Source organism: Priestia filamentosa (assembly GCF_900177535.1).
GTDB lineage: Bacteria > Bacillota > Bacilli > Bacillales > Bacillaceae_H > Bacillus_I > Bacillus_I filamentosa.
The window spans coordinates 1,212,152-1,225,835 of record NZ_FXAJ01000001.1; the positions used below are offsets into that span (position 1 = coordinate 1,212,152).

Annotated in this window: 13 protein-coding genes; 7 read left to right on the top strand and 6 right to left on the bottom strand. The window is 36.7% G+C overall.

What is annotated here, in order from left to right; all coding sequences use genetic code 11:
* The first annotated feature begins 17 nt into the window (after positions 1 to 17).
* Positions 18 to 1,727, top strand: a complete 1,710-nt coding sequence (locus B9N79_RS06240; protein ID WP_085117975.1) for an ABC transporter ATP-binding protein — start codon at positions 18 to 20, stop codon at positions 1,725 to 1,727.
* 34 nt (positions 1,728 to 1,761) lie between these two features.
* Here the strand turns inward: B9N79_RS06240 and B9N79_RS06245 are convergent, their stop codons facing one another.
* Positions 1,762 to 2,994: a polysaccharide deacetylase family protein gene (locus tag B9N79_RS06245; protein ID WP_046217652.1), complete on the bottom strand. Its 1,233-nt coding sequence runs from the start codon at positions 2,992 to 2,994 to the stop codon at positions 1,762 to 1,764.
* 261 nt (positions 2,995 to 3,255) lie between these two features.
* Between B9N79_RS06245 and B9N79_RS06250 the strand changes: the two genes are divergently transcribed.
* Positions 3,256 to 3,510, top strand: coding sequence for a hypothetical protein (locus B9N79_RS06250; protein ID WP_046217651.1), 255 nt, complete (start codon positions 3,256 to 3,258; stop codon positions 3,508 to 3,510).
* A gap of 262 nt (positions 3,511 to 3,772) precedes the next feature.
* Positions 3,773 to 5,116 (top strand): hemolysin family protein, encoded by a 1,344-nt coding sequence (locus B9N79_RS06255; protein WP_019392328.1) that lies wholly within the window; start codon positions 3,773 to 3,775, stop codon positions 5,114 to 5,116.
* A gap of 122 nt (positions 5,117 to 5,238) precedes the next feature.
* Here the strand turns inward: B9N79_RS06255 and B9N79_RS06260 are convergent, their stop codons facing one another.
* From B9N79_RS06260 to B9N79_RS06270, 3 genes are all read right to left on the bottom strand, one after another.
* Positions 5,239 to 5,613 carry a hypothetical protein gene (locus B9N79_RS06260; RefSeq protein WP_040056388.1) on the bottom strand — a complete coding sequence of 125 codons (375 nt, stop codon included), beginning with the start codon at positions 5,611 to 5,613 and terminating at the stop codon, positions 5,239 to 5,241.
* Between the two features lie 119 nt (positions 5,614 to 5,732).
* On the bottom strand, positions 5,733 to 6,596 hold the full coding sequence (locus B9N79_RS06265) for a TIGR03943 family putative permease subunit (RefSeq protein ID WP_085117978.1): 864 nt from the start codon (positions 6,594 to 6,596) through the stop codon (positions 5,733 to 5,735).
* A 13-nt stretch (positions 6,597 to 6,609) separates the two neighbouring features.
* On the bottom strand, positions 6,610 to 7,491 hold the full coding sequence (locus B9N79_RS06270; RefSeq protein ID WP_019392331.1) for a permease: 882 nt from the start codon (positions 7,489 to 7,491) through the stop codon (positions 6,610 to 6,612).
* A gap of 179 nt (positions 7,492 to 7,670) precedes the next feature.
* On the opposite strand from B9N79_RS06270, the gene B9N79_RS06275 reads away from it, so the two are divergent.
* The 4 genes from B9N79_RS06275 (at position 7,671) to B9N79_RS06290 (ending at position 12,464) form a co-directional block, all read left to right on the top strand.
* Positions 7,671 to 9,392, top strand: a complete 1,722-nt coding sequence (locus B9N79_RS06275) for a pyruvate oxidase (protein ID WP_040056387.1) — start codon at positions 7,671 to 7,673, stop codon at positions 9,390 to 9,392.
* A gap of 62 nt (positions 9,393 to 9,454) precedes the next feature.
* A complete protein-coding gene (locus tag B9N79_RS06280; RefSeq protein ID WP_046217650.1) occupies positions 9,455 to 11,029 on the top strand; it encodes an FMN-binding glutamate synthase family protein in 1,575 nt (524 codons plus the stop codon).
* Positions 11,030 to 11,158: 129 nt separating this feature from the next.
* A complete protein-coding gene (locus tag B9N79_RS06285; RefSeq protein ID WP_046217649.1) occupies positions 11,159 to 12,019 on the top strand; it encodes a CvfB family protein in 861 nt (286 codons plus the stop codon).
* A gap of 136 nt (positions 12,020 to 12,155) precedes the next feature.
* Positions 12,156 to 12,464 (top strand): hypothetical protein, encoded by a 309-nt coding sequence (locus B9N79_RS06290; RefSeq protein WP_046217648.1) that lies wholly within the window; start codon positions 12,156 to 12,158, stop codon positions 12,462 to 12,464.
* Positions 12,465 to 12,541: 77 nt separating this feature from the next.
* Here the strand turns inward: B9N79_RS06290 and B9N79_RS06295 are convergent, their stop codons facing one another.
* Positions 12,542 to 13,015 (bottom strand): MarR family winged helix-turn-helix transcriptional regulator, encoded by a 474-nt coding sequence (locus tag B9N79_RS06295; RefSeq protein WP_046217647.1) that lies wholly within the window; start codon positions 13,013 to 13,015, stop codon positions 12,542 to 12,544.
* A 122-nt stretch (positions 13,016 to 13,137) separates the two neighbouring features.
* Positions 13,138 to 13,578 carry an Lrp/AsnC family transcriptional regulator gene (locus B9N79_RS06300; protein ID WP_085117980.1) on the bottom strand — a complete coding sequence of 147 codons (441 nt, stop codon included), beginning with the start codon at positions 13,576 to 13,578 and terminating at the stop codon, positions 13,138 to 13,140.
* Between the last annotated feature and the right edge of the window lie 106 nt (positions 13,579 to 13,684).

Sequence of the window (13,684 nt, forward strand, 5' to 3'; positions counted from 1 at the left end):
GATAAGGGAGGAAAAAGGTGTTAAAACGTTTTTTTTCATATTATAAACCATATAAAAAACTTTTCATCCTTGATTTTTCATGTGCTGTTTTTGTTGGGATTTTAGAGCTTGCTTTTCCGATTGCTGTAAATGAAGTGATTGATCGTTTACTTCCTATGGAAAACTGGACTGTTATCTCATTGGCATGTTTAGGTCTTTTGGTTATTTATCTTCTTAATACAGGTCTTCAGTACATTGTAACTTTTTGGGGACATAAACTTGGTATTAATATCGAAACAGATATGAGAAGAAAGCTTTTTGGTCACATGCAAAAGCTCTCTTTTAGCTACTATGACGAAAACAAAACAGGACATTCGATTTCACGGCTGACAAAAGATCTAGAAGAGATCGGGGAAGTTGCTCATCATGGGCCTGAGGATGTATTTGTCGCTATTATGACGCTTCTAGGCGCATTTGGAATTATGCTTACAATTAATTGGAAACTTGCTGTACTTTCTTTTATCGTTATCCCACTTTTAATGATTTGTGCGGTTCACTTTAACAAAAAGATGACAAAAACATTTCGTAAAATGTTTAGTGATGTAGGGGATATTAATGCCCGCGTAGAGGATAGCATTGGAGGCATTCGCGTTGTAAAAGCATTTGCAAATGAAGAACATGAACAAAAACGCTTTGAAATAAACAATGAACGCTATCGCCAAACAAAGCTTCAATCTTATAAAATTATGGCTCAAAATATTATGGCCAACTACATGCTTATGCGCACTGTAACCCTCTTTACGCTTTTGTTTGGGACGCTTTTCGTTATAAAAGGTCAGCTTACATATGGAGAGTTTGTTGCGTTTCTTCTCCTTTCTAATATTTTAATAGGACCAATCCAAAAAATTAATGCGGTAATCGAAAGTTATCCAAAAGGAATTGCCGGGTTCAAGCGTTATACTGAAATCATGGATACACATCCTGATATCGTTGATGCAGCGCACGCTAAAGATATGACGGTAAAAGGAGAAATCCGTTACGAAAACGTTGCATTTCGATACAAAAATATGGAAAGAGTCTTAAATGGACTAACCCTTTCTATTAAAGAGGGTGAGACAGTTGCGTTTGTAGGTCCATCAGGAGCAGGAAAAACAACTTTGTGCAGCTTGCTTCCTCGTTTTTATGAGATTGAAGAAGGGCAAATTACAATTGATGGCGTAGACATTCGGGACTTTACTCTTCAATCACTGCGTAGCCAAATTGGCATTGTTCAGCAAGATGTTTTCCTTTTTTCAGGTACGATTCGGGAGAATTTAAGCTATGGTAAATTAGACGCAACAGAGGAAGAGATAGAGGAAGCAGCTCGTAAAGCCCAGCTGTCTGACTTTATTTCAAATCAGCCTGACGGACTTGACACGATTATTGGAGAGCGAGGAGTCAAACTTTCTGGCGGTCAAAAACAACGCCTTGCTATTGCACGAATTTTTCTTAAAAACCCACCAATTTTAATTTTAGATGAAGCAACTTCTGCTCTTGATACGGAAACAGAAGTTGCCATCCAACAAGCGTTAAATGAGCTTTCAAAAGGGCGCACAACCCTTGTTATTGCTCATCGTCTTGCTACAATCAAAAATGCCGATCGCATTATGGTTGTCACAAAAAGTGGTATAACAGAACAAGGAACACATGATAAATTGCTGGGAGAAGAAGGAATATATAGCCGTCTTCACCAAGCACAGTTTGGATAATAAAAAAAGATTCAGCAGTTATGCTGAATCTTTTTTATTTGAAAATCTCTTGAAACTTTTCCAATGTTATGTCTGGTCCAATACCAAAACGGTTAAGCAACAGTGGGTTATCCCCAGGAAAGACATAGCCTTTTTGGGTTGTAAAGGCTAGAGTGAATCCTGCATCTTTGACAGCTTGAACAGATGTCTCATTTAAATGTCCAAAAGGATAAGCGAAATATGAAGAGTGTGCTGGAAGTGCTTGTCTACTTTGGTTGAAGTCTGCTAACACTTGCTCATAAGGAAGTTGGGTAATCATCCCGCGTTTATTCTCCTCATTCATTGAATGGAGTGCGTTTGTGTGAGAACCAAACGAGAATACATCCTTCATTTTCTCCATATCTTGATAGCTTAAAAAGTCTAATCGATCTGGATTGAATGGTTTACTTTCCTTTGGAATTCTACCTGTAATAATGAAGTTTTCTGCTTTAAATCCATATTTTTTAAGAATAGGATAAGCATAATCTCTCGAAGAAATAATCCCATCATCAAACGTAATAACAACAGATTTTTCAGGTAACGCTTTTTTTCCTTGTATGTAAGGCTCTAATTCTTTGAGCGTAATAGCCGTATAGCCATTGTCATGAAGCCACTTCATTTGCTCATCAAAGGCTTCAGGAGTGATAGTTGTTGAAACACCTCTGAAGTTATGATTCTCCTCATCTTTTAAAAGGTGATGATACATAAGAACAGGAACGCCATTTTGTTTTTCAACACTATCTTTTGGAATGTAACCGATAAGACCGCCAACGTTCACTTCCATCCAATCTTTATCTGTATCTTTTGCTTCAATTTGAGTACGCTGATCAAATTCTCCAATTTTTTTAGACGTTTTAGACATTGAGCGATAAATCGGCGTTGCTTTTTTTACTAAAAATGTTTCTCCCTCAAAAGCGCTCGTTAACGACTGATTTTTGACAGCTGTTGCACTCGCTATTTTCGTTTCCTTGCGTGGAACATAGCCAACATCGTTTCCAACAGCAACTCGCCACCAGTCTTGGTTAAACGCTATATAGTTGCGATACTCAGTATCTTTCGTTAAATACCCTTTAACTTCTCTTTCTGTGTAAGGAGAAGGAACAGAATAGATTGGCGTGTATTCCTTTTCTGTTACAAGAGCTTGTGGAGCTTCTTTTGTATTTTCTTTCTTATAGAAGAGATATGAAGCAAATCCGACAATAAACACTAAGAATAAACAAGATAAAACAATAACCCCTTTTTTCTTCATCTCAAAAACTCCTAAATTTTTTTCTCTATTTGTGAGTATAATAGACTTTATTTACATTTGCAATAAAAATGTAACGAAAGTGTAATATATAAGGTAAAAAATGATAATTAACGGAAGATATTAACTAATTTAAATTTGCTGAATATTTTTTCTATGCTTTTTGTAAATCTTTACTATATGTTAAAATAAAGGGAAGGCATATATTTCGTAAACTTTTTGAAAAAAGAAGAAAAGGAGAAGTTTTGAGAAAGGGATGGAAAGATGGATCGCTTATGTAAAGCAGGTGGTATAGTTTTTTCTATTTTCACCATCATATTGGCTTTAACTATACTCATTATGGAAAAAAAGGGGGATACTGAGAATTTTAACGTTGTTTCTTGGATGCTAGTAGCTATGTCTCTGTCACTTATCTTCAATAACATAACAGAGTTTAAAAAAGAAAAAAGGGAAGGGCATGTATCATGTGTCGTTTTAGGAGGAGCTGTGCTTCTTCTGCATTTTACAAATGTGTTGTAAAACATAGTGAAAAAAGTAAAAAACGGTTCCGGAATAATAAATATACATAGAAGTTAATATATGCTAAAATATAAGCTAATAAAAAGGGGGTGAAGACGTTGGGAAGGCGCTATGGAGAACGATTAGTCAGAAGAATGTAACCGTATTAATTGAAAACAAAGGACCATTTTGGCTTGAGTACCTATCTCATGGTCATCACTCTACGGGTAGATATAAATAATTTTTATAGCGGAGGTGATTCCCTCTTTTTAGAGGGGATAAGTTGGACACGACCATTATCATTAATTTAATATTAGTAGCTCTTTTAATAGTATTGACAGCCTTTTTTGTAGGGGCCGAATTTGCTGTTGTAAAAGTAAGAATGTCGCGAATTGAGCAGCTTATCTCAGAAGGAAATAAAAAAGCGGTTGCTGTAAAGAAACTAGTAACCAATTTGGATTATTACCTTTCAGCTTGTCAGCTCGGAATCACAGTGACAGCTTTAGGTCTTGGGACGCTCGGAGAACCTACTGTAGAGCGACTTTTGCACCCTGCATTTCATGAATTGGGCATTCCTACAGCTTGGACAACAGTTGTTTCTTACGCGCTTGCATTAGGTATTATGACGTTTTTACATGTTGTCTTAGGAGAACTTGCTCCGAAAACATTGGCTATTCAGTATACTGAGAGAGTTACACTTTTGTTAGCTCAGCCGCTTGTGCTATTTGGGAAAATTTTATTTCCTCTCATTTGGCTTTTAAACGGCTCAGCGCGCATTATCCTTCGCATATTTGGGGTAAAGCCTGCCGGTCATGAACAAGCACACTCAGAAGAAGAGCTTAAAATTATTATGACGCAGAGTTATCAAAGTGGAGAAATCAATCAAACAGAGCTTTCATATATGCAAAACATCCTTTCATTTGATGAAAGGGTTGCAAAAGATATTATGGTACCAAGAACAAGAATGATTGTTTTTGATCAGGAGATGGAAAAGGAAGAGCTTTTACAAATTATTGATGAAAACCACTTTACACGTTACCCTGTAACAGAAGAAGGAGATAAAGACAAAATTATTGGTGTTGTAAATGCTAAGGAAATGGTCACAAACCTTGTGCTTGGACGATCATTAAATATGAAAAAACATATCCATCCGATTCCTTTTATTCATGAATCAACACGTTTGCAAGATGTGTTAGTGAAGATGAAAAAAGAACACATTCATATTGCCGTTGTTATGGATGAATATGGAGGAACGTCAGGAATTATTTCGATGGAGGATATATTAGAAGAAATTGTAGGTGACATCCAAGACGAATTTGATACTGATGAAATTCCAGACGTAGTAGAACAAGAACAGGGCTACTACCTTTTAAATGGACGCGTTCTTTTAGATGATTTAGAAGAGCGATTCGGAATGACGTTTGATCAGCGAGAGAACGTTGATACAATTGGGGGATGGATGCAAGTAAAGATGGCTTCAACCCCAGATGAGAATCCTGTTGTTGAAGATGAGCAATACCGTTTTGAAGTAGTAGAAATTGAAAATCATCAAATTCTTCAAGTCTCTTTCTTAATTAAAGAATTAAATGAAGAAATGGAAGAGGATACGGAACGAAAGCACGGATAGGGAAAAAACGTAGAAGCTCCTGCCAAATAGCAGGAGCTTTTTTGGGGGCGAAATTCACTTAAACTTGTCCAATTTTTATCAATGAAGGACTCCTTTAAGAGGAAGACCTTCCACTCTAGTGTTTACATCCGGACAATAATAGATCCGCCTCCACTTGGCGCTGTGACCGTTTGACTTTGTTCAGGAGCTTTTCGATCTAAACGCTCAAGGAGCTGTTTGTTTTGCTCAATAAGTTGCTGAACTTGGTAAGAAAGATAATTCAAACGATATTCTAAACTACCTTCTCCATGCGGAAATGGGGGAGCAGTATGGTGGGCAAAATTTTTATGATGTGGCAAAGAATAATTTTGTTCATAATTACCTTCTCCATATGGAAATGGGGGAGCGGTAGGATGGGCAAAATTTTCATGATGTGATGAAGAATGATTTTGTTCATTTTTGTCGTTCGGCTTATAGTTTCTTTGATAATAACGAGGAAAGTAAGAGTGATGATGCACATGTATTACCTCCTTTTACAAGTCTCTTATAATATATACGAAAGATAAAATTCGGGGATTTGTCCTATAAAAAATAGACAATTGCCTAATGAAAAAGCCGCATTAAGCGGCTTTTTTTATTAGTATTGACGATAAACATAAGTATCTTCTGGTTCGCTTATTTTCTCGTACTTTTTCACTTTTAAAACAGGAATTGTTTTTTTGAATGGTTGATAATACATTGTATCTAGTTCTCCGCTTACACGTAGCCATTCGTCATTTTCTAAGTCCATATCGTCTGGGAATTGAATGAGCATCCCATAGACACCTGAATCTGCTACACAGTGAATGATTCCGAATCTAAATAGAAAAACTTCATTCTTCTTCAAGTCATCACTATTATAAGAAAAACCGGTTAGTGATACCGTTTTTCCTGTGAACTCTCCAGGGAAGTTATAGATAGTTTCCATTCCCTTTAAATAATTGTCGTCATTTAGAATAATGGAGTTTTTCTTTTCATACTGTTTCTTTGATTTATCCATTAATTTGTCGTAATCTTCTGCTCCGTAATATGTGCTCGTATCAGGTTGCAAAATTTGATGGTTACTTGACGCATCATCACCTTCTAGAATAGGAAAGTGAAACCCTTTTGCTTCAACCATTTTTGAATCAAGAGTTGCAATTGGGAAGCACATAACAGCAACGAGAGGGAAAATCATAATTGGATACACAATGAGCTTTTTGTACCATTTATCTTCATCATGACTGTGATCATGGCCACAGCTGCATGAATGATCATGTTCATGATCATGATCATCATGATTTTTCTTATCGCCATCTTTTACGTAAAAATAAACTTGAGCAATGGTTAGTAAAATAAAGATAAATATCGTACTAAATGAGATATAGCTATATTTCATATTAATATATTTATTAATTGTTCCTGTAGCATGAAGGTGCATAAAAATAAAACTAAAGCCAATTAAGATTAAAATGCGTACCACTTTGTCTCCTCCTTTACAAATAAGAAATAATAAGTGCTCCTAAAAAGACAAAAATCGTAACGTAAAAGAGTAGGAAAAATACGAGTTTAGACTTAAAAGTTCCGAGCATAACAAGCATATTTTTAATATCAAACATTGGACCAAATACTAAGAATGCAACAAGTGAACCATTACTGAACGTGCTTCGGAAAGATGAAGCAACAAAAGCATCAGCTGATGAGCAAAGAGAAAGAACGAAAGCGAGTGCCATCATTATTATAATAGACATAATAGGCCCATCTCCTAAAGAAAGAAGTGTGGATGTTTTAACAAATGTTTGCATCGCTGCCGCAATTAAGGCTCCAATGATAAAAAATTTACCAACTGAGAAAAATTCATCTAATGTGTGACGTACCATATCCCCAAACTTCTTTGAAAAAGCAAGAGAATGGTCATGATGATGGTGTGTAGCCTCGTTGCGTAGCTGCCCGTCCTTAAATTGAAGGGAGATAATCCAACCAGCAAAAAGAGCTACAATAAAGGATAAAATGCACCGATAGCCAACCATCTTCCAATCATTTCCGAAAGCTACATATGTAGAGAAAATCACAACAGGGTTGATAACAGGTCCTGTTAGCATAAAGCTTGTAGCTCCATGAAGAGGAACTCCTTTTCCGATAAGTCGTCTTGTAATAGGGACAATGCCGCACTCGCAAGCAGGAAAAAGGCTTCCAAGTACAGAGGTCACTATAACAGAGAGAAAACGATTCTTAGGAATAATTTTAGCTAGCATATTTTCTGTAATGAACATTTGAATCACGCCCGAGATAATAACGCCAAGAACGACGAATGGTAGGGCCTCTACTAATATACTAATAAAAACCGTATTCATTTGTAAAAAAGATTCTTTTGACATAAGTCTTCCATCTCCTTGTAAAGTAATCGTAATCCACGTTGATGAAAGAGAACAACAAAGACACATAGTTACAAACGAATAGAGAGATAAAAAGTTTCACTATGTGAAGCTTTTTTATTTAAGAATGTTTGAATTTTAGACAGCGTGGAATATTTACCTAAAAAAGGAGGAACTACATTATGGCTAAAACAACGGCTGGTCAAGCGTTAATTCGTTCACTACAAGAATGGAATATTGATCATATATATGGTCTTCCAGGAGATTCTATCAACAATGTAATGGAGGAGTTAAGAAAAGCAAAAGAGCAAATTAAATTTATTGGAGTCCGCCACGAGGAAGCAGCATCTCTAGCCGCTTCAAGCTACGCAAAAATCACAGGGAAAATAGGAGTATGTTTATCAATTGCAGGTCCTGGAGCAGTTCATCTTTTAAATGGGATGTATGATGCAGCATCAGATAGCGTTCCAATGCTCGTTCTTGCTGGACAAGTATCAACTGAAAAACTTGGGAGAGATGATTTTCAGGAAATTAATTTGCAGCGCATGTTTGATGACGTAGCCGTGTTCAATAAAACGGTGCAAAAAGCAGACACGCTCCCAGATCTTTTAAATCAAGCAATTAAAACGGCATATGCTAAAAAAGGGGTCGCTGTCTTAACCATTCCAGATGATATCCCTGTTCAAGAAATTGACGAGAGTTTAATGTATACCTCATCAGTTTTTAGAGAAGCTCAGATTGTTCCAAATGGAGAGGATCTAAAGAAAGCTGTTACATATTTAAATGAAGCAAAACGTCCTGTTATCCTAGCCGGAAAAGGAGCACTGCATGCTAGAAAAGAAGTGGAGGGCTTTTCAGAAAGATTTGGGGCTCCAGTTGTTGTGACACTACCAGGAAAAGGAGTAATTCCCGACGAGCATCCTTCAAATCTCGGAAACCTTGGTCAAATTGGAACAAAGCCAGCATATGAGGCAATGGAGGAAACGGATTTACTTATCATGATAGGTACATCTTTCCCATACCGAGATTATCTTCCTGAAAAAGCAAAAGCTATTCAAATCGATATGGAACCTACTCAGATCGGAAAACGCTATCCTGTTTCAGTAGGAATTGTAGGAGATGCAAAGGAAGTACTTCCATGGCTTACTGCACACGGAGATTTTCAAGAAGATCGACATTTTCTTGAGAAATGCCAAGAAAATATGGAAAATTGGTGGAGACATATTGGAAAAGATGAGCAAAAAGAAGAAACCCCTATTACAGCTCATCAAGTCATTCCCCAGCTTCAAAAAATCGTAGAAGATGACGCTATTTTATCTGTTGATGTTGGGAACGTTACCGTGTGGATGGCACGGCATTTCCGTGTAACAAACCAACAATTTATCATTTCGAGTTGGCTTGCTACAATGGGGTGTGGGTTACCAGGAGCAATTGCTGCAAAAATGGCGTATCCTGAGCGCCAAGCAGTCGCTGTATGCGGAGATGGTGGATTTTCAATGGTTATGCAGGACTTCTTAACTGCTGTAAAATACAATCTTCCTATTATTGTTGTTGTATTGAACAATGAAAAGATCGGGATGATTAAATACGAACAGGAAGTGGGAGGTCACCTTGATTATGCAGTTGATCTACAACCATTTAATTTTGCTCGATTTGCAGACGTATCAGGAGGTATTGGCTATAGAGTAGAAGAATTTGAAGAACTTGCTCCTGCCTTTGAAAAAGCGGCCCTTGCCACAAAACCTGTTATTCTAGATATTCACATTAAAGAGGAGCCGCCTCTTCCAGGTAAAATTGGATACAGCCAGGCTTTCTCTTATTCCAAATATTTGTTGAAGAATTTCTTTAAAAATCATGAAGTAGAAATGCCGCCGCTTAAAAAGAGCTTAAAGCGTTTCTTTTAACAAAAGAAGAGGCATGAGAATTCTCATGCTTCTTTTTTATAAAGTAAAGAGGGGGATAAAAAATGGGATGGACAATTACAATTCTAGTGGGGGCACTGCTGCTATTATTATTAATCCCAGGAGCCATATTTTTATGGATTTACATAAGAGATGAAAAGCAGAATGAACATTCTGTGCTAAGGAATTTTCCTGTTTTAGGGAAGGTACGCTACATCTTAGAGAAAATTGGTCCTGAAATGAGACAGTATTTATTTCATAATGATAATGAAAGCAAGCCATTTTCACGGTTAGAATATGAGCAAACAATGAAATCTGCTAAATATAAAAGCAGGTTAATTGGTTTTGGTTCGGAGCGTGAGTTTGAGCGTCCTGGTTACTATATTGCAAATTCTCTATTTCCAGCTCAGCGTGAGGAGCTGAAGATTGATAATAAGCAAAAAGTAAAAACAAAAATTTATAAAATAGACGAAGATAACTTGTTGAGACGAAAAGAACATCGAGAAGAGGTGGAGGCTTCCCCATATCTTCTTCATGAAGAGGATGTGCAAATTATTGGAGAGCATACATGTAAAAAGCCTTTCTATGTAAAGGGAAACGTTGGGCAATCGGCAATGAGTTATGGATCGCTTGGGGACCGGGCTATTACAGCTCTTTCTAAAGGGCTGAAACTTGCCGGAGGAACGTGGATGAATACAGGAGAAGGTGGATTGTCTCCTCATCATTTGAAAGGGGGCGCAGATATTATTTGTCAAATTGGTCCAGGTCTCTTTGGAGTGCGAACGAAAGATGGAGAGTTTTCATGGGAAGAGTTTAAAAAGAAAAGTGAAATAAAAGAACTGAAAGCATTTGAACTTAAGCTTGCTCAAGGTGCAAAAACAAGAGGAGGTCATGTTGATGGCAGAAAAGTAACAGATGAAATTGCTAAAATCCGCCAAGTTGAGGCTGGAGAATCGATTGATAGCCCAAACCGTTTCAAACAGTTTAGTAGTAGAGAAGGAATGCTTGATTTTATTGAACAGCTCCGTAGTGTTGGCGGAAAGCCGGTCGGCGTGAAGCTTGTTGTAGGGAATATAAAAGAACTTGAAGAGCTTATCGCATATATTGCAAAAAGTGGGAGAAGTCCAGATTTTTTCACAATTGATGGAGGTGAAGGAGGCACTGGAGCATCTTATTCAGAACTTGCTGATGCTGCTGGGTTGCCGATTTATACAGCTTTGCCTCTTGTAGATGATTTACTACGAAAATACGGAGTCCGAGATAAAGTAAAAGTATTTGCTTCTGGAAAGTTACTCACCCCTGACAAAATTGCAGTAGCGCTTGCAATGGGCGCTGATTTTGTGAATATTGCTCGCGGCATGATGTTTTCGGTTGGATGTATAAGAGCACAAGTTTGTCATACAAACAATTGTCCTGTTGGGGTTGCAACAACAGATCCTAAACTGCAGAAAGCCCTTATAGTAGAAGAAAAATCATTTCGTGTATGCAATTATATCTTGTCTCTTCGAGAAGGATTATACAATTTAGCTGCAGCAGCGGGAATCACTTCTCCTGTACATTTTTCAAGAGAGCATATTGTTTTTAAAGATGAAAGAGGCAACATTGAAAAACAAGAAAAAAGGGCAAAAATGTCGAGTTGAAGAATAAAAGTAGGAGAAACTAGCGCAATCTAAAACGAGTCTTTCTTGAAATAATCTATACATCTATACTAAATCATGGTAGATTTAGTAGGAGCAACAAATGCACCATTGAGGAGGAAGAGAAAGAGCATGAGTAAGATTGAAGCAGGAACGATTGTGACGCTAGAAGTGGAGCGTGAAGCACCATTCGGCGTATTTTTAACAAATGGCAGTGAAGATGTATTGCTACATGAATCAGAAATTATTGGTGAAATTGAAGTTGGCGAAGATGTAGAAGTCTTCCTTTATCATGATAAACAAGAACGTATTACAGCTACAATGAAGAAACCAAACATTCAAAAAGGGCGCTATGGCTGGGCACAAGTTGTTGGTGTTCAACGTCATTTAGGGGTTTTTGTTGATATTGGCATAAGCACAGATTTGCTTGTTTCCCTTGATGATTTATCAGCGCTTGAACATTTGTGGCCTGAAGTTGGTGATTGGTTATATGTAAGTATTAAAACGGATCGTAAAGGTCGGCTTCTTGGCCGTCTTGCGACAGAAAATATTATGGAACAAGTAGCGCGTAAAGCTCCTAAAACTGCATATAACAGCGATATTACAGGAAATGTGTATCGTTTAATGAAAATTGGCAGCTTCATGATTTCAGAAGAGGGATATCGCTGTTTTATTCATGAAAGCGAACGTAAACGTGAACCACGTTTAGGAGAAAGAATAAGTGGTCGCGTTATTGATGTAAAAGAAGATGGCACTTTAAATGTATCTCTTTTTCCACGTAAGCAAGATAAAATGAGTGATGACGCAGAAGAAATTTTAGCTTATATGGAAGGTCGAAATGGTGCGATGCCATATAGTGATAAAAGCCATCCAGATGATATTTTAGAACAGTTCGGAATGAGCAAGGGAGCTTTCAAGCGTGCGCTTGGGGGGTTAATGAAGCAAAAGAAAGTGTATCAAGAAGATGGTTGGACATATATAACGAAATCTTAACAACAAAAGCCCTTTTAGAAAGGGCTTTTGTTGAAGTGATTGAAAATTCATAAATTTTTTACATTTTAAAGCAGGATATCTCCTCTTCGTAGCGAATATTAAACTAAATAACGCAAACTAGAGGAGGTTTCTACTTATGATTATAGTAGCAGAAAAACATGCTTTACACAAAGCCGTATCTCACGGTGAACAAACGATTATGGTGAAAGGAATGATCGGAAAGCTTCTATCACCGCTCGTAAACGTACAGCAAAAACCGAAAGATCTTTGTATTACGATGACTCCAGCCGTTGCGGCTGCTATTATTGCACCTCTTGCTGATATAACAACAGCTCTTGCTATTACGCTTATTCTTGTAATCGGCCTTGTCACAATCGTATCTATTTTCAAAGATTATCATATGGAAAATACATATGACGGACTTGTACTACACAAGAAAGCGTAGCATATTTTGTATTTATTAATTGACCTGCTAACTCATATTTTGATGTAGAAAGATAATAGAGATCAAAATGATTTCTGTTATCTTTTTATCCCATCTAAATTTTTTTCAATTCCGTTTTCGATTTTTTCAAGAATACGGAAATATTCCTTTGTTTCATCCTCTGTTAAAACCGCAAGCATTTTGCCCCAAAATTCATCACGCTTTTTTAGAGCGTTGCGAACAAGTTCGTTTCCTTGTTCCGAAAGTGTTAGCCAAACAATACGACGATCCCGGCTATCACGCCGTCTTTCAATTAAATCATATTCTTCAAGCTGATTAAGAGTAATAGTTGTGGCCCCAGACGATAACTCTAGTTTTTTGGATACATCAACAACCATGCATTTTTCTTTTTCGTAAATAAATTTAAGCATATAATATTTTGTCGGAGTAATGTTGTAAGGAAGCTTACTACATAATTCTTCAACAAGCTTTTTTTTATGGCGAAAAAACGTATCCTTCATACGATCCATATGTTCTAACTGTTCTTTTATCTCTTTTGGATATTCACTCATTTTTGGTAATGCCCCCTTTATAATAAAACCAAAACGCTTTTTATTCTCCTTCTATTATAATAATAATAAAACCGTTTTCAAATAAACGTTTCTAAAAATTGTTCTTTTCTCCTTCTAATGAACTAAGTAAAAAGACTTTCATTTTGAAGTTTTACGCTTGAAAAAATAATATTTGTAAACGTTGTTGTATAAGAGGTCACATCATTAATAAAATCTTCAATCTGTTCAAGCTTTTCCACAGTTAGCATGACCATAAAACAGGACTTTCCTGTAATACGATAGCAGAATAAAGTATTAGGATGCTGCTCAATAAATGTTTTAAATGCTTCGTGTTTTCCATTTTTAACGGTAACTTCAATGATACAGTCAATAGAATAACCAAGCTTCGTTCTATTGACATCAATAGTATAGCGTTCAATGACCTCTTCATCCTCAAGTCTTCTAACTCTTTCAGCTACAGACGGTGGAGATAAATTGACTTTTTGACTAAGTTGTCGTATTGAAAGCCTCGCATTTTTCTTTAGTTCTTTCATAATTTTAATATCTAACTCGTCAATTTTCATACGCAACCTTCTTCTTCAAAATTTATATCAAATAAAATTTCTTTCTTGTTTTTTAGTTTCATTTGAAATGTGAAAAAGTTCTTTTTCTTTCTATAATTGTAACATA

Excerpts from the sequence above, each read along its gene's own strand:
- B9N79_RS06290 (WP_046217648.1), top strand. The coding sequence starts at position 12,156 with ATGATTATAGTAGCAGAAAAACATGCTTTACACAAAGCCGTATCTCAC.
- B9N79_RS06250 (WP_046217651.1), top strand. The coding sequence starts at position 3,256 with ATGGATCGCTTATGTAAAGCAGGTGGTATAGTTTTTTCTATTTTCACC.
- B9N79_RS06245 (WP_046217652.1), bottom strand. The coding sequence starts at position 2,994 with ATGAAGAAAAAAGGGGTTATTGTTTTATCTTGTTTATTCTTAGTGTTT.
- B9N79_RS06275 (WP_040056387.1), top strand. The coding sequence starts at position 7,671 with ATGGCTAAAACAACGGCTGGTCAAGCGTTAATTCGTTCACTACAAGAA.
- B9N79_RS06295 (WP_046217647.1), bottom strand. The coding sequence starts at position 13,015 with ATGAGTGAATATCCAAAAGAGATAAAAGAACAGTTAGAACATATGGAT.
- B9N79_RS06300 (WP_085117980.1), bottom strand. The coding sequence starts at position 13,578 with ATGAAAATTGACGAGTTAGATATTAAAATTATGAAAGAACTAAAGAAA.
- B9N79_RS06285 (WP_046217649.1), top strand. The coding sequence starts at position 11,159 with ATGAGTAAGATTGAAGCAGGAACGATTGTGACGCTAGAAGTGGAGCGT.
- B9N79_RS06270 (WP_019392331.1), bottom strand. The coding sequence starts at position 7,491 with ATGTCAAAAGAATCTTTTTTACAAATGAATACGGTTTTTATTAGTATA.
- B9N79_RS06280 (WP_046217650.1), top strand. The coding sequence starts at position 9,455 with ATGGGATGGACAATTACAATTCTAGTGGGGGCACTGCTGCTATTATTA.